The following is a 21,409-nucleotide window of genomic DNA, read 5'->3' as shown; positions in this document are numbered from 1 at the left end:
GTTTGAAAAAATGGTTTGCTGTGATAGGAAATCCAATTTCCCATTCCTTATCACCTACTATGCACGAAACATGGTTAAAACAGCTGGATATAGATGCAAGTTATATTCCGATTCATGTGGAGCAAAATCAGTTAGAGCGAGCTGTGGAATCTTTAAAGCTCTTAGGATGTAGTGGATGGAATGTGACAGTTCCTTTTAAAGAGGAGATTATTCCATTTCTTGATGATGTGGATGATTCTGCAAAAGGAATTGGGGCAGTAAATACAGTAGTGAAATCAAGTAACAATAAATATATTGGGTATAATACGGATGGATTAGGTTTTATTGAATCTCTTGGTCCCATTTTACCTGAGTACAACGTATTGCTGATTGGAGCTGGAGGAGCTGCGCGCGGTATAGCTCATGCGTTCAAAAGAAAAGGTTATACACAACTAACAATAGCAAATAGAACGTTAGAAAAGGCTATTGTATTAGTGGATGAACTAAAGACAGGACAGGCATGGACTCTGGAAGAAGCAGAAAATAAGTTGAACAAGTTTGACATTATTGTACAAACGACATCACTCGGCATGAAAAATAACGACGCATCGTTGCCAATTCAGTTGAGTCGTTTAAAAGTGAATGCAATTGTTGCGGATATCGTATATAATCCTTTAGTTACCCCTTTTTTAGAGGAAGCAAAGAAATACAATGTTCGAACGGTTAATGGTATAGGAATGCTTGTACATCAGGGAGCATTGGCCTTTTCATATTGGAATGGAGTTAAACCCGATACAGAGGAGATAATCCAACAATTGATAGAGCAAATAGGAGGAAATTATGTTAACAGGTAAACAAAAAAGATTTTTACGTAGTCAAGCACACAATCTTTCACCGATTTTTCAAGTTGGTAAAGGTGGCGTTAACGATGCTATGATTAAACAAATCGGAGAAGCACTGGAAGTTCGTGAACTAATCAAAATTAGTATTTTACAAAACTGCGAGGACGACAAGCACGAAGTAGCTGAGGCACTTGCAAAAGGAACAAAGTCAGAGCTAGTGCAATTGATTGGTTTAACAGTAGTATTGTACAAACCATCCAAAAATAATAAACGAATTGAGCTTCCAAAAGCGAGTCGCGCATGAGAAAAAAAGTAGGGATTTTAGGCGGTACCTTTAACCCGCCGCATATTGGACATTTGATCATTGCAAATGAAGTACTACACGTTTTGAAATTAGACGAAGTACGTTTAATGCCAAATGCTAACCCTCCACATAAAGAAATTCAAAATAGAGTTACAGCTTGCCAACGCCTTACGATGGTGGAATTGTCTATTAAGGACGTTTCCTTGTTGAAACTAGAAACGATTGAAATCGATCAAGGTGGGACATCCTATACCTTTGATACGATGGAGCTTTTAAGACATCGTGAACCGGACACTGAATTCTATTTTATTATCGGTGGCGATCAGGTAGAGGATTTACCCCAATGGTACCGAATTGATGAACTTATGCAAAATGTGCATTTAGTAGGAGTTCCAAGACCAAATAAATCACTTGAAACTGCATATCCTATAATAACATTATCTATACCACAGATCGATTTGTCTTCTACTACCATTCGAAATCGAATAGCGAATGGCGAAACTACTCAGTTTCTTATTACTGATGCTGTTCGAGATTTCATTCGAAAGGAGCGTTTGTATGAAACATGAACATTTACTAGAGCAGATGAAAAGTCGAATGCCAGAAAAGCGCTTTGTCCATACAAAAGGTGTGGCATCGACAGCTATTGAGTTGGCCAAGAAGTATGGAGAAGATGTTGAAAAGGCTGAAATTGCAGCGATTTTACATGATAGTGTGAAGTATGCCGACAAGGAATGGTTAAGATCTATTATCGTTTCTGAAAAAATGAATCCATTATTATTGAATTTTAATCAAGAATTATGGCATGCTCCTGTTGGTAGTTATGTAGCGAAAACTGAGTTTCTAATTACGGATCAGGATATATTACATGCTATCGAATTTCATACAACGGGTCGAGCTGGAATGTCCAAGTTAGAAAAAATAATTTATGTCTCAGATATGATAGAGCCAGGTCGGAAATTTTCAGGAGTCGATCTTTTACGCGAAAAAGCAAAGGTTGATTTAGAAGATGCAATGACCAGTTGTATAAAACATAGTGTTTCATTTTTAATAGAAAAAAAACAACCGGTATTCCCGGATTCATTTCATTGTTACAATGATTTGATACAACAGAGAGGAACAGTGAACGAATGACATCTTCATTAGTAGAAATCGCTTATAAAGCAGCGGACGATAAAAGAGCAGAGGATATTGTAGTATTAAATATGCAAGGAGTATCTTTACTTGCAGACTACTTTTTAATATGCCATGCGAACTCGGATCGCCAGGTTCAAGCAATTGCAAAAGAACTAGAAGACCAAGCCTTTAAGGCAGGGTTCAATGTAAAACGATTAGAAGGTTTTGATGAAGCTAGGTGGATTTTAGTTGATATGGGTGACGTTGTTGCGCATGTATTCCATAAGGATGAACGTGCTTATTATAATTTAGAAAGACTTTGGGGAGATGCTCCAATGATTCAAGTCGGGCAAGATGCTTAATGTCTTCTTATGAACAATTTGCTTATATTTATGATTCATTAATGTCCGATATTCCGTATAACAAATATGCGGAATGGGTACAACAGAACGCCCCATTAGATAAACCCCAAAAATTAGTCGATATTGGCTGTGGGACAGGAGTTTTGAGTACCCAATTTGCTAAAGCAGGATATGAGGTAATTGGTGTAGATTTATCAGATTCTATGCTTACAGTAGCTCAAAACCGAAGCTTTGAAAATGGAACGGATATCACGTTTATATGTCAATCAATGGCAGATCTTGAAGGTGTAGATGAGATAGACATAGCAGTAATTGCTATAGATTCTCTAAATTATTTAGAAACTTTAGAAGAAGTTGAGCAGACATTTAAACGTTTATTTGCAGCCTTAAATCCAAAAGGACAATTGTTTTTTGATGTCCATTCACTTTATAAAATGAATGTAATTTACCCGAATGGACCTTTTACGTATGAAGATGAGCAAGTAGCTTATCTTTGGCATACGGAGGAAGGGGAAGAAGAGCATTCTATTTATCATGATATAACTTTCTTTGTTCGGGATGAATCTGGTCTTTATGAAAGATTTGAAGAATCTCACTATCAACGTACGTATCCAATAGAAACTTTTTTAAGTCTTCTTGAAAAGGTTGGGTTTTCTACGGTGAACGTCCACGATGATATTTTTGGAACGCCTATAGAAGAAGTGGATAGATGGTTTATCCATGCAGTTAAATAAGAAAAAGAGTCCTCGATTGACTCTTTTTTTTATTTAAAGAAAGTATAAAAATACAGAATGAACATTGGCTTATAGAACTTTAAAGCATGAATAATACTACTGATCTCCGTTACATGTGGACGCTTTCCGCGGGCGAGGCCGAGCCTCTTCAGTCAGGCGCTACGCTTCTTCCCTCCGGGGTCTCGACTTTCTCGCTTATCCCGCTGGAGTCGCCACATTTCACTCCAATCAATTAACTGAGTATTACTCAACACTAAGATTAAGCATGGCTTCTCGTTTAGATGATAAGTTTGGACAAATTTTAGAAAGTGAAAAATTATTTGTAATTATTTTTCTATTAGAAATGCTAATCTCCTTTGATAGATGAAGAAAGTAGATTTTCTCGTATCTAGTGGTATTAAAGAGAAATAGTAAGTGTACCCTAAATAAAGAAGTGAAAGAGAGAACGAAATTTTATCTTCGTGAGCTTCCTCTATTATTAGAGAGGTATCTTATCACTAGTTATCCAAAAACGCAATATTTTGTTTCTAAGAGTTGTAGGAGGGCGACGGACAGTCAAAAGCCGTAAGATTACCGAGAAATAAGAGGCTGGTCGTGACGTCAGTCACGACCAGTCTCTTTAAAAAATCAGGCGGTAATCATATAGCAATACGTCTGTCCAAAGCCCTTCGAAAACGATAGAAACAGGTTTAGACCTTCACGGACTTGGCGTCTTTTGCCCGGTATTTCATAATTTAGTTGGATCGATAGGTTACCGCTAAAATCTATTGATCTTTATTATTTTTTAAATAACTCTTTCCAACTAGAGATAAATTTAGTATAGTCTTCATAACTCCATATAATTTACCTCTTATGAAAGAGGCTGATGATTCTGATTCAATTGTTCATCCAGAAATATAAGAAAAAGCTACTATTCCCAATAGTAGTGATAGGAATAATACTATTTGTTAGTATTCAATCCTTTTTAAAATCGGCACCCCTCAAAGCTGATTCCATTCAACCTATCCCATTAAACGAAAATTTTACAGTAGAAGAAACAACTGAATATGAAGAGGACCCCGTTGTGTTAGTTGAAGTTAAAGGAGCTGTCACGAAGCCCGGAGTTTATGGACTTTCCGAAGGAGATCGTGTATTAAATGCGATTGAAATGGCTGGTGGTTATTTGGTGTCTAGTAATTCTAAGCATATTAATCATGCTGAGCGTGTGAAAGATGAAATGGTTATTTATGTGCCCGAGGAAGGCGAAGAAGTAGAAGAAGCAACTTTACAGTCAAATGGGACACAGTCATCTTTAGTAAATATTAACAATGCTGATGCAACAGCTTTAACTACATTACCAGGTATTGGAGCAGCTAAAGCTGAGGCAATTATCACACATCGCGAGCAGTCTGGCACTTTTAAAGAAAAGCAGGATTTGATGAAAGTCAGTGGTATTGGACAAAAAACGTTTGAAAAGCTAGAACCATTAATTTCTGTTAAGTAACAAATGGATTATTGAAGTTTCGTGCACAAACTACTACACTTAAAGAAATGTTTATTTTGGGGGTAGTTATATGGAGAGAATAACTTGGGATCAATTTTTCATGGCTCAAAGCCATTTACTTGCACTAAGAAGCACATGTACACGTCTTGCAGTTGGTGCAACGATTGTTCGTGACCGTCGAATTATGGCTGGAGGATATAATGGATCTATCTCAGGTGGTGACCATTGTATTGATCATGGATGCTATGTCGTAGATAATCATTGTGTGAGAACGATACACGCAGAGATGAATGCTCTTTTACAATGTGCAAAATACGGGATTACAGTGAGCGGTGCAGATTTGTATGTAACTCATTTTCCGTGTCTCCCATGTACAAAATCGATTATTCAATCCGGGATCAGTCGTCTCTACTATGCTCAAGATTATAAGAATAACGCCTATGCAATTGAATTATTAACTAAAGCAGGGGTCAAAGTTATCCATGTGCCCTTCGATGAAAGAAAGATAGATTTCTTAAGTGATGAAAAAGTTGCACTTTATTCAGAACTGATTTCAAAGCTAAGAGAAAAAGGAGCAAGTAGCGAAGAATTGGCAACATACGAAATGAAGGTGGCAGAACTATTTGGATTAACAACTTCCATGGAAATCTAATATATATCGCTTTAAGTGCTATAGTAGGGGTTATAGCTGCATATGAATCTAGTCTTTTCCTTTTCTTCTTGTCCGGAATATTTTTTCTACTCTTATATAAACAACTTCCAATATCGTTTATAGCGATTACTTTATGCTTAGGTATTGTTTGTTATTTTTATACGGAGCAGAGAATACCTTCTGCTTCACTAGAGCCAATTTTCACTAAAATTACATGGACAGACACATACCGCATAAATGGAAGTACTCTACGTGGTTTTGCGATATCGGAAAATAAGGATAAATGGTATGTCCAGCTAAAATTAGAAAGTGAGCAACAGAAGAGAACATTCAATGAACATTCGCTTGCGGGATTGACTATGAATATTCTTACGGAAGAAATACCTAATAGACCCAGTTCACATATGTATGCATTTGATATGGATAATTATTTGAAGAGTAATGGCGCTGTCGGACAACTTCAGATTACTCAATTTGAGTTTGTAGGATATAAGAAAGGTCTTACCAACTTTATGGCAGGACAGCGCTTTAAAATGATGCAACATATCCAAAATCACTTTCCATTGTCACTGCAAGCGGAAGCAGAGGCGCTTTTAATAGGGAGTAGGGAGCAAATGCACTCCGAGATGCAAAACGCTTATCAGACGCTTGGAATAACGCATTTATTTGCTATTTCTGGGCTTCACGTAGCTTTAATCGTTTGGTTAATCTTCGAAACGATGATTCGTTTAGGTGTAAGGAGAGAGACTGCAAACTGGCTGTTGCTTTTTGCGCTACCGTTATATGCCTGCCTTGCTGGAGGGGCACCTTCTGTATGGAGGTCCGTTTCTGTAACAGAGATTGTATTAATCTCCATGTTTTTTCAAAGGAAAATTGCGATGGAAGATGCTTTTTCTCTTAGTATTATTGGATTTATTTTTATAACTCCTTGGATTATATTCCAAATCGGTTTCCAACTCTCTTATTTAGCCGCATTCTCCCTCATTTATTCTTCTATTTTACTGAAATCGAGTACATCCTATTTACTCCAATCTTTTATCATTACCGCCGTTTGTCAGCTTATCGTCTTTCCTATTCTTCTCTATCATTTTTATGAGATTTCTTTCTCTTCGTTTCTCGCAAATTTAATATTTGTCCCGTTATTTTCGTTCATTATCCTACCTATCAATCTATTACTGTTGCTGCTAACGTTTCTGTTACCTTCGCTGTCAGGAAGTTTGTTAATATTGTATGAACCAGTTCGAAATCTACTTGATGTACTCATTTTGAAATTAGGGGCATTACCATATCAAATGTGGAATCCGAAGAAGCCAGAAATCTGGATTGTCTTACTTGCATATATAAGCGTATTAATCTTGTTTGTTTCAGTGGAAAGAAGAAAAAACTTATTTTCAAGTGCTGTTCTTTTCTTATTTGTAATTGGGTGCATCCAGCTAGCTCCATATACGGATTCCTCTACAAAAATTACGTTTGTAAATGTTGGACAGGGTGATTGTATACTCATCGAAATGCCTTTTAGAAAACAAGTTATAATGATCGATACAGGTGGCTTACTAAGGTTCGATCAAGAAAGTTGGAAACAAACTAATGAACCTTATGAAATTGGCAGGCAAGTTGTTTTACCTCTTTTAAAGGGAAAGGGCATTAACACGGTTGATACGCTTGTTATTACGCATGCAGATGCTGATCATATGGAAGGTGCAGAAGAGGTAATAAGAGGCGTTAGAGTAAAAGAAATTCATATTACTCCTGGTTCTGCTGAGAAGGAAGTAATGGATGATTTGTCGGTGGAAATTGAAAAGCAACATATTCCCGTTTTTGAAAAGAAGGCTGGGGATACTATCTTATCGGATTACTTCCAATTTCAATATTTATATCCTATGGATGAAATATATGAAGGGAATAATGATTCACTTGTACTATCAATGAGGAATAATGATTTTCATGGTTTGTTTATTGGAGACTTAGAGGAACAAGGCGAGTTAGATTTAATAAATTATTATTCACAGGCAATACAAAACTTGAATTTATTGAAGATAGGTCATCATGGTAGTAAAACTTCTAGTAACGAACAGTTTTTGAGATTAGTTCAGCCGAGAGTAGCAATCATCCAAGCAGGATTTGAAAATCGTTATGGTCATCCTCATAAAGATGTGGTCGAACGTTTAGAAAATTTGAGTATACCGTATTTACAGACCGGGACAGATGGGACAGTAGAGGTGGAAATTAACAAAAATGGAGATATATCTGTTTCCATTCCATAGCTATAAAATGAGAAAAGGGTTTTACCTTCACGAGGCAAAACCCTTTTCAAGTTTCTTTTTATCGAGATACGAACTCAATAACAGTTGCAATGACAAACATGATTGCAAAAAAACCAAAGGAGACTACAAAACCTACACCAGAGTCGATCGCGTCGTTACGTTTCGACTGGACATTTTGTTCAAACTCATTCATTGTTACCCCTCCTATTTCCACCTAATTATAAAGGATTGCCTATAAAAAATCTATATACAAACCTTTCTTTTTATAGTTAGATCTATCTTGTCACAATTTCTCCCGATTTAACAGGCTGTAATACCCTATCCTAGGAAAAATAGGTGGTATAAACAGCCTGTAAATCCCCGATTGGTTCAACTAACCATCTGTGGGATAAAGAAAACCCCACAGATGGAAGTTTCACTTTATCCACGTATTTACGTTATAATGAAATAACTATAATTAGCAAGGAGCACTTATCATGATTTCAGAAAAGTGGATGCAAATTTCGAAAAATAACATTTCATCTGTATATTTATTATATGGCAGTGAAGCATATTTTATAGAAGAAACATTAAAAAGAATCAAAAGACAATTAAGTGACCAAGGGGAATTAGAAGTTATCATGTTTGATCTGGAGGACAGTAAAGTAGACGAGGTAATGTATGAGGCAGATACTATACCTTTTTTTTCAGATAGGAAACTAGTAATAGCAAAAAATGCTTTCTTTTTAAAAGCAACTGAAAAAGGAAAAGAAAAAATAGCTCATGATACGGTGAGTCTAGAAGAGTGGCTTAAATCTCCTTCACCATCAGCGGTTACCGTTTTTATAGCACCGTATGAGAAACTGGATGAACGCAAGAAGATTACGAAGGCTATGAAACATGCAGCTAATGTAATTGAATCAGCAAGTTTACAAGTTCACGATCTAAAAGGATGGGTTTTACATGAGCTTTCTACCCATGGGAAAACGATGTCTGATGAATCTATAGATTGCTTAATCGAACTGGGTGGTACTGATCTTGTCCATCTGCAAACAGAGTTAGCTAAAATAGCAACTTTTATTGGAGAAGAGCAAGAAATTGAAATAGAAACGATTAAGAAATTGCTTGTCCGTACACTCGAACAGGACGTTTTTACATTAGGAAATGCTTATCTTTCGGGGAATAAAAGTGAAGCAATTGAAATTTATCATGATTTATTGAAACGAAAAGAAGACCCATTGAAATTAAATGCATTAATAGCTACACAGGTGAGATTGATGGTGCAGGTTAGCCATTTAAAGAAAAAAGGCTACCACGCACAGCAAATTGCCAATCAGCTTAAGGTTCATCCCTATCGAGTAAAGTTATTAATAGATCACCCAATGCTTCATAATGAGCAAAAACTGTTGCAAACCCTAAATGACTTAGCGACTGTAGACTTACAGTTAAAAACACTCAATATAAATCGAGATCGAATTTTAGAGATGTTTTTGTTAAAATAACGAGGCTTTGTATCTGATTCAAAATGCTTGTCCATTAGATTTTTGAAACAAAAAATAAAGACTGACCGATTAAATCGGTCAGTCTTTTATTTATTACGCTTTTTTCATTAATTGAGACTTCTTACGAGAAGCTGCGTTTTTATGAATTAATCCTTTTGAAGCTGCTTTTTCAAGTTGTTGAATAGCAGTTTTAATAAGATCTTTTGCGTTTTCGTCGTTATTAAGAGCAGCAGCATCAGCTTTTCTCACAGCAGTACGCATTGCTGATTTTGCTTGTGCGTTTTGAGTGTTTAATCTCTCATTCGTCTTAACACGTTTAATAGCAGATTTAATGTTTGGCATACCTTTCACCTCCTAATAAGGTCTGAGATGATACATTTCTTTCTAATACAACAAGCATTATTTTAACAAACACAAAAACAAATTGCAATATATAAATGCAAAGAATATTTACTTGACACATCGACCACACTAATTTTGAGGTGATTATATGTGGGGAAGAACTGATTTGTTAGACGAATCGGATGAAATGGTAAAGCATCGTACAGCCAAGGAAAAAAACAAGCTTGAAAATTCCGAGGGGATTACATTTGAGGAAAAACGTGCTGGCGCCGTACTGATTACATCAATTGAAGTGAATGAAGAGGGAGAAAAGAAAATAGGGAAGAAAAAAGGTAAGTATATTACATTAACAGATTTGACGGTGAGTCCAGATGATGAGGATAGTTTCAAAGCTTTAGAAAAAACGTTTATCGAAAAGCTAAGAGAGATGCATCATGATTTAAATCTATCGAAGGAATCCAAAATTTTAATCATTGGGTTAGGTAATGCAACGATAACACCTGATGCCATTGGTCCAAAGACTATCGAATATTTACAAGGTTCTTCATTGACCGAAAATGCAGAGCGAGTAAAGGTAGTTATGTATGCGCCAGGAGTAACAGGACAAACCGGTTTTGAAACAAGTGATTTTGTCCAAGCAATTAGCAATGCGTATAAACCGGATTTAATCATCGTTTTAGATGCTTTGGCAGCTAGAAATAGTGAACGGCTATGCAAAACAATTCAATTGACTAATACAGGGATACATCCCGGCTCAGGAGTAGGAAACCAGCGAAAAGAAATCTCAGAAGAGGTATATGGAGTTCCCGTAACAGCAATCGGGATTCCAATGGTTGTAGACGGACCAGTATTATACGCGGATGCAATGGAGCAGGTCATTCATTATATTGCTTCTAAGATTGAAGAAAAAGGTAGCCCCTCCTCGGCATTAGCAGTCACGCCGATGGTTTCTAGTAAAAAATCGAACATTGATAAATCTGTACTGCAACCAGTTTTTGGAGAATGGGTTACATGGCCAACAGATGAAAAAAGAAAATTATTTGAGGAAGTTTTTGTTGGTAAAAATCCATCCTTATTTGTTACTCCAAAAGAAACGGATGCTTGGGTTGAGCACTATGCATATATTCTTTCCAACGGGATAGAAAGTTGGATTACAACTAGATAAAGCGTTCTAAAATTGCTGCTCTCTTCATACGATTGTGTGAGGAGAGTGGAAATTATGGCTAAGTCCTTAAAGAATGTAGTTAGCATTTTATTACTTTTATTTTTAGCTCCAATTATTATTGCAACCGTCCAAACGCCTCTTTTCCCGCAACAAAAGCAACAAACAGAAACAAAGGAAGTAGTTCCAAAAGAAGAAAGCTCGGCTGTAGTTTATGCCGCCCAGTTAGAAACAAAAACAGCAGTCTCTGAAATATTGGAACCCAAAAAAGCATTTGTCTATTTTACCCATTCACAAGAAGCTTATAAACCTATTTTAGCGGCTAAAGGTGAAAAAATTGCTACGTACCATCCAGAAAACAATATTACGTCCTTTCAAGAGCAGATAACTGCTCAGTTTGCATTACATCAATTAGAAGCCGATATTTTGGGACCTGAGAGTACTGGGGATGCGAAGCAGTATCATTCAATACGACCTTTTGTTCAAAAAGCAATTGGTCAAAAAGAATACGATATTATTTTAGATATTCACAGAGATTCCGCTAAAGCAAATGTGACAACGCTTAAAAGTGGTGAAGAAAGTTACGCTAAATTTATATTTGTTATTGGCCGAGAGCACCCCAACTATAAATGGAATGAACAGCTTGCACAAAATCTTTCTAACGAATTAAATAAATTAGTACCTGGGATTTCAAGAGGGATATTGCCAAGAGAAGGTAAAGGAGTAGACGGTGTCTACAATCAAGACCTTTCCGAAAACTTACTTAATGTAGAACTAGGTGGCATTGAGAATAATGAACAAGAATTAAATCGCTCCATTGCTGTTTTAGCAAAAGCGTTATCCAATATGTTAAATGAACAAGAACTACCACTATAAGTAAAGCAAAAAGAGATGAAGCAAATGATAGATGCCTCATCTCTTTTAGTATGAAAATATACTCGTAGATTGTGTTATGTACGGGTCTTTGATAAGATTAAATTCTGGCAAAAAATTATTTATTTTTATTTTTATCAAATATAATGATTTAGAGTGTACATAAAATGTTACAGTAATATTTTTTAAACAATCCTTTATCTGTTATAATGCAAGTAGTTAAATTAGGAGTGAACAAGTATGAATAATGATGAGAGACTGGCACGACAGAAGAAAATACGTAATTTTTCGATTATTGCCCATATTGACCATGGGAAATCGACACTTGCAGATCGTATATTAGAAAAAACACAAACAATAACTTCACGTGAAATGAAAAATCAACTTCTTGACTCAATGGATCTTGAACGTGAACGCGGTATTACAATTAAATTGAATGCTATCCAATTGACTTACAATGCAAAAGACGGTGAAGAGTATATTTTCCATCTTATTGATACTCCTGGGCATGTCGATTTCACCTATGAGGTGTCTCGAAGCTTAGCAGCGTGTGAAGGAGCTATTTTAGTTGTAGATGCAGCGCAAGGTATTGAAGCTCAAACACTTGCAAATGTGTATTTGGCTTTAGATAATGACCTAGAAATACTTCCAGTTATCAATAAAATTGATCTTCCAGCAGCTGATCCAGAACGAGTAAGAGGCGAAGTAGAGGAAGTCATCGGTTTGGATGCATCCGAGGCGGTTTTAGCTTCTGCAAAAGCAGGAATTGGTATCGAAGAAATTCTTGAACAGATTGTAGAAAAAGTACCCGCTCCAACAGGAGATCCAAATGCGCCATTAAAGGCATTAATATTTGACTCCTTATTCGACCCTTATCGAGGAGTAATCGTTTATATTCGTATTATGGAAGGTTCAGTCAAACCAGGCGATACGATCAAAATGATGTCTTCTGGTAAAGAATTTGAAGTAGTAGAAACGGGAGTATTTACTCCTAAAACAACACAACGCTCTGAACTAACTGTTGGGGATGTTGGTTTCTTGACAGCGTCTATGAAAAATGTAGGCGATTCAAGTGTCGGTGATACAATTACATTAGCTGAAAACCCTGCAACAGAACCTTTAGCTGGATATAGAAAAATGAATCCAATGGTATTTTGTGGATTGTATCCAATCGATAATACAAAATATGTAGATTTACGTGATGCTTTAGAGAAATTACAATTGAATGACTCAGCACTTGAATTTGAACCTGAGACTTCTCAAGCTTTAGGTTTTGGATATCGCTGTGGTTTCTTAGGCCTACTACATATGGAGATAATTCAAGAGCGTATTGAACGAGAATTTAAAATTGATTTAATTACGACAGCACCTAGTGTTATCTATGATGTGAAACTTACAAACGGAGAAACCCTAAAAGTGGATAATCCATCTATGATGCCGGATGCACAAAAAGTAGAAACAATTGAAGAGCCATATGTGAAAGCATCTATTATGGTTCCTGAGGATTACGTTGGTTCCGTTATGGAGCTTTGTCAGCGTAAACGTGGGAACTTTATTACAATGGACTTTTTATCAAAAGCTCGCGTAAATATTATTTATGAAATTCCATTATCAGAAATCGTGTATGACTTTTTTGATGCATTAAAATCAAGTACAAAAGGTTACGCTTCTTTCGATTATGACTTAATCGGATATAAAGAATCTAAATTAGTAAAAATGGACATTCTGCTTAACAGTGAAAAAGTCGATGCACTTAGCTTTATCGTTCACCGCGACTTCTCTTACGAACGTGGTAAGCTAATAGTAGAAAAACTAAAAGCGTTAATACCGAGACAGCAATTTGAAGTTCCCGTGCAAGCAGCAATCGGGCAAAAAATTGTTGCTAGATCCACGATCAAGTCAATCGGTAAAAACGTTTTGGCTAAATGTTACGGTGGAGATATTTCTCGTAAGCGTAAACTTCTTGATAAGCAAAAAGAAGGTAAAAAACGTATGAAACAAGTAGGTTCTGTGGAAGTTCCACAGGAAGCATTCATGGCTGTTCTAAAAATGGACGAGCCAAATAAATAATAAAACGAAGGGGGAGGCACTAGCATCCTCCTTTTTCATTTATAAACGAAAGTAGGGATAGAAATGGTACGAGGCGTATATATACATATTCCTTTCTGTCATCAAATTTGTAATTACTGTGATTTCAATAAATTTTTCTTTCAAAACCAACCAGTGGATGAATATATTGAGTCGCTTGGAAAAGAAATGGCTTTGTGGCAAAGTGATTTAGAAAAAGCAGAGATTACAACAATATTTATTGGTGGAGGTACACCTACCTCCTTAACTGTAGAACAATTGGACCGATTGTTATCATTAATTCATCAACATATACCAATGGAACATGTTACAGAATTTACATCCGAAGCTAATCCAGACGAGCTGACACTCGAGAAAATGCAAAAGATGCGCGAATTTGGTGTAAACCGTTTAAGTATGGGTGTGCAAACCTTTGATCAGGAGCTTTTAAAAGTATTAGGTAGAACGCATTCTAATGATCATGTTTATGAAGTGATCGGATATGCCAAACAAACTAATTTCCCTTCGATTAGCATTGATTTGATGTATGGTCTTCCTAACCAAACAATGGAACAATGGAAAGCATCCTTGCAAGAAGCATTCCGCTTAAAAATCCCTCATATATCGGCCTATTCTTTATTAGTAGAACCGAAGACAATTTTTTATAATCTTCTATCCAAAGGGAAACTATCTCTTCCTGGTGAAGATTTAGAGGCAGAGATGTACAGCTACCTTTTAGAGGAAATGAAAAGTCACGGATATACTCAATACGAGATCAGTAACTTTGCGTATGAAGGAAAAGAATCGAAGCATAATTTACTGTATTGGAACAATGACGAGTATATAGGATTAGGTGCGGGCGCACATGGATATGCGGGCGGTGTAAGATATTCGAATCACGGACCACTTAAAAAATATATGCAAACCATCGATTTAGGGGACAAGCCTCTAATGATGCAAAAAGAAGTTACAGAAATGGAGAAAATGGAAGAAGAAATGTTTTTAGGGTTAAGAAAGAATGAAGGCGTATCTCTTGAGAAGTTTGAGGGAAGATATAGTCTTACGCTTCGTGATGTGTACGGAAAAGAACTAGATAAGTTGCTTCAAAAGGAATTAATAGTCATAGAAAATAATTTTGTGAGGCTGACTACACGTGGAAGGTTTATGGGAAATGAAGTGTTTCAACATTTCCTGAAATAAATGAAGCGAAATCGTTGACAGTTTTCTGTAGATTTGATAAGTTTTATATGAGTATTAGCACTCTCTTCGAACGAGTGCTAACAGAGGTGATAATCATGCTAACAAACAGGCAATTATTAATATTGCAAGTAACGGTAGATGATTTTATCGATACCGCTCTACCAGTTGGATCTCGTCAGCTTTCGAAGAAGGAGGAAGTACCATTTAGCCCTGCTACTATTCGAAATGAAATGGCAGATTTAGAAGAAATGGGCTTTTTAGAAAAAACGCATACTTCGTCTGGTCGCGTGCCTTCGCAAAAGGGCTACCGTTATTATGTCGACAATATGTTAACTCCACAACGAATTTCGCAGAATGAGATTAAACAAATTCGTTCCATTTTTGAGGAAAGAAAGCTGGAAACGGAGCAAATAATTCGTAAATCCGCTGAAATAATATCGGAGCTAACAAATTATACCTCTATTATGTTAGGCTTGGATGTGAGAAAACATCGTGTAAAACGGTTTTCAATCGTCCCTCTCTCCAATGATTCTGCCGTAGCGATAATCGTTACAGACAGTGGTCATGTAGAGAATCGTGTATTTTCTATACCTGAAAACTTTCAGGCATCTGATATCGAACGTATGGTCAATTTGATCAACGAACGTCTAGTAGGTGTATTTTTGCATGAACTACCTGCATTGCTAGAAACGGTTACTATGACCGTATTGCAGCAAAATAACGGTCGTCTAAATAATCTCTTTGGATCTCTTAACAAAGCATTGACCATAGAGCATGAAGACAAAGTGTATTATGGTGGTAAGCTGCAAATATTAAACCAACCGGAATTTAATGATGTAGAAAAAGCACGAAGTATTATGAATTGGATGGATCATGTAAACCAAATTCCTGGTATATTCCATATGGATAAAAAAGGCATCCAAATTCGAATCGGCTCAGAAAACAATGATCTTGCCATGGAAGGATGTAGTGTTATTACGGCATCTTATGGCATCAGTGAAGAGCAGATGGGTTCAATCGCTATTATTGGTCCAACCCGGATGGATTACCGAAGAGTCGTGTCATTATTGGATGTTATGAGTAGTGATTTGTCTAAGGAATTATCAAGAATATTACATGGGCATTATGGATAAGGAGAGTTGCAAACAATGGAAGAGATTAAAGATGAAAACTTAGAAGAGCAAGAAGTAAAAGATAATACCCAAGAAGAGCCTGAACAGACAGAGGAAGCTGTAGAAGAAGTGGATGAACTAACTCTAACTAAACAGCAACTGGACGAAGAGCAAGATAAGCTAATCCGACTTAGAGCGGACTTTGAAAATTATAAGCGTCGCGTTCAACTTGATAAGGCTTCGGATTTTAAATACCGTGCTCAATCTGTATTAACGGACATTCTTCCTGTGCTTGATAATTTTGAACGTGCACTTGCGGTTGAAACAACTTCAGAGGAAGCAGCTTCTTTAGTTAAAGGGGTGGATATGGTTTACCGCACTTTACTAGAGGCAGTTAAAAAAGAAGGATTGGAACAAATCGAAGCTGAAGGTGTTGCATTCGATCCAAACTTCCACCAAGCAGTAATGCAAGAGCAAGATGATTCAAAAGAATCTGGAATTGTGCTTCAAGAGTTGCAAAAAGGGTACAAGTTAAAAGACCGTGTATTAAGACCTTCAATGGTCAAAGTAAATGAATGAATAATAGAATAACTAGTTATATATTAGGAGGAAAACTAAATGTCTAAAATTATTGGTATTGACTTAGGAACAACAAACTCATGTGTATCTGTATTAGAAGGTGGAGAACCAAAAGTAATTCCGAATCCAGAAGGTAACCGTACAACTCCATCTGTTGTAGCGTTTAAAAATGGTGAAAAACAAGTTGGGGAAGTTGCGAAACGTCAATCTATTACAAACCCAAATACAATTGCTTCTGTTAAGCGTTTAATGGGTACAAACGAAAAAGTATCAGCTGAAGGAAAAGATTACACTCCACAAGAAGTTTCAGCAATGATTCTTCAATACTTAAAAGGTTTTGCAGAAGAATACTTAGGTGAAAAAGTAACGAAAGCAGTAATCACAGTTCCTGCTTACTTTAATGATGCAGAACGTCAAGCTACGAAAGATGCTGGACGTATTGCTGGTCTAGAAGTAGAACGTATTATCAACGAACCAACTGCAGCAGCACTTGCATACGGTTTAGATAAAATGGATCACGATGAAAAAATTCTAGTTTATGATCTAGGTGGCGGTACATTTGACGTGTCTATCCTAGAACTTGGAGATGGCGTATTTGAAGTACTTGCAACTGCTGGTGATAACCGTCTTGGTGGGGATGACTTTGACCAAGTATTAATGGATTATCTAGTACAAGAATTCAAAAAAGAAAATGGTATTGACTTATCTAAAGATAAAATGGCTGTTCAACGCCTAAAAGATGCAGCTGAAAAAGCGAAAAAAGATTTGTCGGGTGTAACATCAACTCAAATTTCGCTTCCGTTCATCACTGCAGGCGAAGCTGGACCACTTCACTTAGAAGTAACAATGACTCGTGCAAAATTTGACGATTTAACTGCTTCATTAGTTGAACGTACAATGGTACCAACTCGTCAAGCATTAAAAGATGCTGGGCTATCATCATCTCAAATTGATAAAGTAATTCTTGTAGGTGGATCTACACGTATTCCTGCTGTACAAGATGCTATTAAAAAAGAAACTGGAAAAGAACCACATAAAGGTGTAAACCCTGATGAAGTAGTAGCTATGGGTGCTGCTGTTCAAGGTGGAGTTTTAACTGGTGATGTTAAAGATGTTGTTCTTCTTGACGTAACACCACTTTCTCTAGGTATCGAAACAATGGGTGGCGTATTTACTAAACTAATAGAACGTAATACAACAATCCCTACTTCAAAATCACAAACGTTCTCCACTGCAGCAGATAACCAACCTGCAGTAGACATTCATGTACTTCAAGGTGAACGCCCAATGTCTGCGGACAACAAAACACTAGGACGTTTCCAATTAGCGGATATTCCACCAGCACCACGTGGTGTTCCACAAATTGAAGTTACATTTGATATCGATAAAAATGGTATCGTAAATGTTAAAGCGAAAGATTTAGGTACACAAAAAGAACAAAATATTACGATCCAATCGAACTCTTCACTTTCCGACGAAGAAATCGAGCGTATGGTAAAAGAAGCAGAAGCTAATGCAGAAGCGGATAAAGTGCGCAAAGAAGAAGCTGAAGTGAAAAACGAAGCGGATCAATTAGTATTTATGACTGAAAAAACATTAAAAGATTTAGAAGATAAAGTGTCTGAAGAAGAGAAAAAATCTGCTGAAGATGCAAAAGAAGAGTTAAAAGCTGCTTTAGAAGCTGGAAACTTAGAAGACATCAAAACGAAAAAAGATAAGTTAAATGAAATTGTACAACAGCTTACAATGAAGTTGTATGAACAAGCACAAGCGGATGCTGCAGCTAATGCAGACCAAGCTGGTCCATCGGATGATGGTGTAGTAGATGCAGAATTTGAAGAAGTAAACGACGATAAAGACAAGTAAGATTGTTGAAGTCTCGGTAAGCAAAAAGTCAAAGACCGGTTCCGGCTTTGGCTTTTCTTACTGAATTGGATGTTTTAATTTTCAAAGTTTTGCTATTAGGATTTTTTACATGGTACAATTATTCCTATGTGCAAGTTAACAGAGCAGGAGAGTGAAAGATGAATAAACGTGATTATTATGAGGTTCTTGGTGTATCTAAGAGCGCAACTCAAGACGAGATAAAAAAAGCATATCGTAAGCTTTCAAAACAATATCACCCTGACATTAACAAAGAAGCAGGAGCAGAGGATAAATTTAAAGAAATTTCCGAGGCTTATGAAATATTAAGTGATGAGCAAAAACGTTCATCATATGACCAATTTGGTCATGCGGGTCCTAACCAAGGATTTGACGGTTTCGGCGGTAGTGCAGATGGATTTGGCTTTGAAGACATCTTTAGCTCATTCTTTGGTGGTGGTGGTTCTAGACGACGTGATCCGAACGCTCCACGAAAAGGAAATGATCTTCAATATTCGATGACTATTGAGTTTGAAGAAGCTGTGTTTGGTAAGGAAAAAGAAATAGAAATATCTAAAGAAGAAAACTGTGAAACTTGTTCGGGTTCAGGTGCAAAACCAGGTACACAGCCAGAAAAATGTTCGCACTGTAATGGACATGGTCAAGTAAATGTGACGCAGGATACACCATTCGGTCGTGTACAAACAAAACGTGCATGTAATCACTGTCAAGGTACAGGTAAAATTATTAAAGATAAATGTGCAACTTGTCATGGTAAAGGAACAGTTAATAAACGCAAAAAAATTAAGGTTACAATTCCAGCGGGTGTTGATGATGGTCAACAACTACGGGTTAGTGGTCAAGGAGAACCGGGTGTAAACGGTGGTCCAGCTGGAGATTTATATATTGTGTTCCGTGTCAAAGCAGATCCACGTTTTGAGCGAGATGGCGATGATATCTATTATGAGTTACCACTAACATACGCTCAAGCAGCACTTGGAGACGAAATTGAAGTCCCAACAGTACAAGGTAAAGTAAAACTTAAAATTCCAGCAGGAACTCAATCTCAAGCGAATTTCCGCTTAAAAGGAAAAGGGATTAAAAACGTACATGGGTATGGAATTGGAGATCAACATGTCATTGTTAAAGTAATTACTCCGAAAAAGTTAACAGAAAAACAAAAACAATTACTACGTGAATTTGCCGAAATCAGTGGGGATATTCCTGAAGAGCAAGGTAGTTCATTATTTGATAAGATCAAAAAGACATTAAAAGGCGAATAAGGAGTTGGTGCAAGTGAAATGGTCTGAACTATCCATCCATACTACAAATGAAGCGGTTGAAGCGGTAAGTAATATTTTGCATGAAGCTGGTGCAAGTGGTGTAGTTATCGAAGACTCCGATGAATTAGAAAGAGAACGAGAAGATGTGTTTGGTGAAATTTATAGTTTAAACCCAGATGATTTTCCAGTAGATGGCGTACGCGTAAAAGCTTATTTAGCAGAAACCAGTTTTTTATTAGAAACAGTGGAAGAGATCAAACTTGCTATCAACAATTTAACAAAATTCAATATAGACCTAGGACATAACGTTGTAACAGTCCAACAGGTTGACGAAGAGGATTGGGCGACTGCTTGGAAAAAGTATTACCACCCGGTTAAAATCTCCAATCGCTTTACTATTGTGCCAACTTGGGAAGACTATGAACGAGTAAATACAGATGAATTGATTATCGAGCTTGATCCAGGAATGGCATTTGGGACTGGAACCCATCCAACAACCGTCATGTGTTTACAAGCACTTGAAAAAACAGTGCAACCCGCTTCGAGTGTTATCGATGTAGGTACTGGTTCTGGAGTACTCTCTATTGGTGCTGCGAAACTAGGTGCTTCTAAAATTCATGCCCTAGATTTAGATGAAGTAGCAGTGAAATCTGCTATAGAAAATATTGCATTAAACAAAGTAAACGATATTGTGCAAGTAACACATGGCAATCTTCTAGATAATGTGAATGAACAGGCTGACATTGTTATAGCGAATATATTAGCAGAAATAATCATGACTTTTACAGACGATGCATTCTCGATTGTAAAAGAGGGTGGATTTTTCATCACTTCTGGAATCATTGCAACGAAAAAAGAAGATGTAAGAGAATCTTTGCTACAAGCAGGATTTGAAATCGAAGAAGTTATGATGATGGAAGATTGGGTAACAATCATTTCTAAAAAACCTGTTAAATAAAGGAGATTGTCATGCAACGTTATTTTACAAATGAACCTATAAGTGAAAATAATACAATGACAATTACCGGAGACGATGCGCATCATATGATTCAAGTGATGCGCATGTCACCAGGTGATCAAGTTTTTGTTGTGGCAAATAACCAAACATACACGATGGAAATTATAGAAGGTAATTCAAAGGCTGTACTTTTATCAAAAAAAGCAACTCATACCAAAACCAATGAAATGCCTATTAATGTATCACTTGTTTGCGGACTTCCAAAAGGTGACAAGCTCGAATTGATCACTCAAAAGGCAACAGAACTTGGAATGTACGAATTATTTCCTTTTGCAGCAAAAAGATCCATCGTCAAATGGGATAAGTCTAAAAACGACAAAAAAGTTGCTAGGCTACAAAAAATTGCTAAAGAAGCCGCTGAGCAATCTCATCGTTCTCATATTCCAGAAATACATAATCCTATCTCTTTAAAAGAGCTTATAGACGTATCTAAATCATTCGACGTAAAATATGTTGCGGATGAAGAGGATGCGAAGATTCAGGAAAGACAAAAGTTTGCTGAACAATTAAAAAAAGTGTATGATAAACAATCGATACTGATCGTATTTGGTCCTGAAGGTGGACTAGATCGAGCCGAGATAAAGCTATTATTAGAAAATGATTTTCAGACAATTGCGCTAGGACCTAGAATTCTTCGAACTGAAACTGCACCGTTATATGCGCTGTCAGCAATTTCTTATGAATATGAATGAA

At 36.7% G+C, this 21,409-nt stretch carries 22 protein-coding genes; 20 read left to right on the top strand and 2 right to left on the bottom strand.

What is annotated here, in order from left to right; translation table 11 throughout:
- The first annotated feature begins 2 nt into the window (after positions 1 to 2).
- The 9 genes from aroE (at position 3) to ACIQX2_RS10375 (ending at position 7,736) form a co-directional block, all read left to right on the top strand.
- Positions 3 to 833 carry a shikimate dehydrogenase gene (gene aroE / locus ACIQX2_RS10415; protein ID WP_402849681.1) on the top strand — a complete coding sequence of 277 codons (831 nt, stop codon included), beginning with the start codon at positions 3 to 5 and terminating at the stop codon, positions 831 to 833.
- On the top strand, positions 820 to 1,125 hold the full coding sequence (yhbY, locus tag ACIQX2_RS10410; RefSeq protein WP_093060587.1) for a ribosome assembly RNA-binding protein YhbY: 306 nt from the start codon (positions 820 to 822) through the stop codon (positions 1,123 to 1,125). The genes aroE and yhbY overlap by 14 nt, the downstream gene beginning before the upstream one ends.
- A complete protein-coding gene (locus ACIQX2_RS10405) occupies positions 1,122 to 1,694 on the top strand; it encodes a nicotinate-nucleotide adenylyltransferase (RefSeq protein ID WP_402849677.1) in 573 nt (190 codons plus the stop codon). The genes yhbY and ACIQX2_RS10405 overlap by 4 nt, the downstream gene beginning before the upstream one ends.
- A complete protein-coding gene (yqeK, locus tag ACIQX2_RS10400; protein ID WP_402849675.1) occupies positions 1,684 to 2,259 on the top strand; it encodes a bis(5'-nucleosyl)-tetraphosphatase (symmetrical) YqeK in 576 nt (191 codons plus the stop codon). Before ACIQX2_RS10405 ends, yqeK begins: the two co-directional genes overlap by 11 nt.
- Positions 2,256 to 2,603 (top strand): ribosome silencing factor, encoded by a 348-nt coding sequence (rsfS, locus tag ACIQX2_RS10395; protein WP_402849672.1) that lies wholly within the window; start codon positions 2,256 to 2,258, stop codon positions 2,601 to 2,603. The genes yqeK and rsfS overlap by 4 nt, the downstream gene beginning before the upstream one ends.
- A complete protein-coding gene (locus tag ACIQX2_RS10390; protein ID WP_402849669.1) occupies positions 2,603 to 3,337 on the top strand; it encodes a class I SAM-dependent DNA methyltransferase in 735 nt (244 codons plus the stop codon). The genes rsfS and ACIQX2_RS10390 overlap by 1 nt, the downstream gene beginning before the upstream one ends.
- Before the next feature lie 865 nt (positions 3,338 to 4,202).
- Entirely contained in the window at positions 4,203 to 4,820 is a 618-nt protein-coding gene (locus tag ACIQX2_RS10385; RefSeq protein WP_402849666.1) for a helix-hairpin-helix domain-containing protein, read from the top strand.
- Between the two features lie 70 nt (positions 4,821 to 4,890).
- Positions 4,891 to 5,472, top strand: a complete 582-nt coding sequence (locus tag ACIQX2_RS10380) for a ComE operon protein 2 (protein ID WP_402849663.1) — start codon at positions 4,891 to 4,893, stop codon at positions 5,470 to 5,472.
- Positions 5,473 to 5,831: 359 nt separating this feature from the next.
- Positions 5,832 to 7,736 (top strand): DNA internalization-related competence protein ComEC/Rec2, encoded by a 1,905-nt coding sequence (locus tag ACIQX2_RS10375; RefSeq protein ID WP_402849661.1) that lies wholly within the window; start codon positions 5,832 to 5,834, stop codon positions 7,734 to 7,736.
- A 58-nt stretch (positions 7,737 to 7,794) separates the two neighbouring features.
- On the opposite strand, the gene ACIQX2_RS10370 is transcribed toward ACIQX2_RS10375, so the two are convergent.
- The gene (locus ACIQX2_RS10370; protein ID WP_093060594.1) at positions 7,795 to 7,929 is read right to left on the bottom strand and encodes a YqzM family protein; all 135 of its coding nucleotides are present in this window, start codon (positions 7,927 to 7,929) and stop codon (positions 7,795 to 7,797) included.
- 283 nt (positions 7,930 to 8,212) lie between these two features.
- Between ACIQX2_RS10370 and holA the strand changes: the two genes are divergently transcribed.
- Positions 8,213 to 9,217: a DNA polymerase III subunit delta gene (gene holA / locus ACIQX2_RS10365; protein WP_402849656.1), complete on the top strand. Its 1,005-nt coding sequence runs from the start codon at positions 8,213 to 8,215 to the stop codon at positions 9,215 to 9,217.
- Between the two features lie 93 nt (positions 9,218 to 9,310).
- Here the strand turns inward: holA and rpsT are convergent, their stop codons facing one another.
- Positions 9,311 to 9,559 carry a 30S ribosomal protein S20 gene (gene rpsT, locus ACIQX2_RS10360; RefSeq protein WP_093060596.1) on the bottom strand — a complete coding sequence of 83 codons (249 nt, stop codon included), beginning with the start codon at positions 9,557 to 9,559 and terminating at the stop codon, positions 9,311 to 9,313.
- 148 nt (positions 9,560 to 9,707) lie between these two features.
- On the opposite strand from rpsT, the gene gpr reads away from it, so the two are divergent.
- From gpr to ACIQX2_RS10310, 10 genes are all read left to right on the top strand, one after another.
- Positions 9,708 to 10,724 (top strand): GPR endopeptidase, encoded by a 1,017-nt coding sequence (gene gpr / locus ACIQX2_RS10355; protein WP_402849651.1) that lies wholly within the window; start codon positions 9,708 to 9,710, stop codon positions 10,722 to 10,724.
- Between the two features lie 54 nt (positions 10,725 to 10,778).
- Positions 10,779 to 11,597 (top strand): stage II sporulation protein P, encoded by an 819-nt coding sequence (spoIIP, locus tag ACIQX2_RS10350; protein ID WP_402849648.1) that lies wholly within the window; start codon positions 10,779 to 10,781, stop codon positions 11,595 to 11,597.
- Positions 11,598 to 11,834: 237 nt separating this feature from the next.
- A complete protein-coding gene (gene lepA, locus ACIQX2_RS10345; protein ID WP_402849645.1) occupies positions 11,835 to 13,664 on the top strand; it encodes a translation elongation factor 4 in 1,830 nt (609 codons plus the stop codon).
- Positions 13,665 to 13,727: 63 nt separating this feature from the next.
- Positions 13,728 to 14,861, top strand: coding sequence for a radical SAM family heme chaperone HemW (gene hemW / locus ACIQX2_RS10340; RefSeq protein ID WP_402849642.1), 1,134 nt, complete (start codon positions 13,728 to 13,730; stop codon positions 14,859 to 14,861).
- A 95-nt stretch (positions 14,862 to 14,956) separates the two neighbouring features.
- Positions 14,957 to 15,994: a heat-inducible transcriptional repressor HrcA gene (hrcA, locus tag ACIQX2_RS10335; protein WP_402849639.1), complete on the top strand. Its 1,038-nt coding sequence runs from the start codon at positions 14,957 to 14,959 to the stop codon at positions 15,992 to 15,994.
- Positions 15,995 to 16,009: 15 nt separating this feature from the next.
- Complete coding sequence (gene grpE, locus ACIQX2_RS10330; RefSeq protein ID WP_402849636.1) at positions 16,010 to 16,552, top strand: nucleotide exchange factor GrpE; 543 nt, start codon at positions 16,010 to 16,012, stop codon at positions 16,550 to 16,552.
- 39 nt (positions 16,553 to 16,591) lie between these two features.
- Positions 16,592 to 18,418, top strand: a complete 1,827-nt coding sequence (gene dnaK / locus ACIQX2_RS10325) for a molecular chaperone DnaK (RefSeq protein ID WP_402849633.1) — start codon at positions 16,592 to 16,594, stop codon at positions 18,416 to 18,418.
- A gap of 158 nt (positions 18,419 to 18,576) precedes the next feature.
- A complete protein-coding gene (gene dnaJ / locus ACIQX2_RS10320) occupies positions 18,577 to 19,698 on the top strand; it encodes a molecular chaperone DnaJ (RefSeq protein ID WP_402849630.1) in 1,122 nt (373 codons plus the stop codon).
- 13 nt (positions 19,699 to 19,711) lie between these two features.
- Positions 19,712 to 20,656, top strand: coding sequence for a 50S ribosomal protein L11 methyltransferase (gene prmA / locus ACIQX2_RS10315; RefSeq protein ID WP_402849628.1), 945 nt, complete (start codon positions 19,712 to 19,714; stop codon positions 20,654 to 20,656).
- An 11-nt stretch (positions 20,657 to 20,667) separates the two neighbouring features.
- A complete protein-coding gene (locus ACIQX2_RS10310) occupies positions 20,668 to 21,408 on the top strand; it encodes a 16S rRNA (uracil(1498)-N(3))-methyltransferase (RefSeq protein WP_402849625.1) in 741 nt (246 codons plus the stop codon).
- Position 21,409: the final 1 nt, after the last annotated feature.

The organism is Psychrobacillus sp. NPDC096623 (genome assembly GCF_044762655.1).
Lineage (GTDB): Bacteria > Bacillota > Bacilli > Bacillales_A > Planococcaceae > Psychrobacillus.
This window is presented reverse-complemented; position numbering and strand designations above follow the sequence as displayed.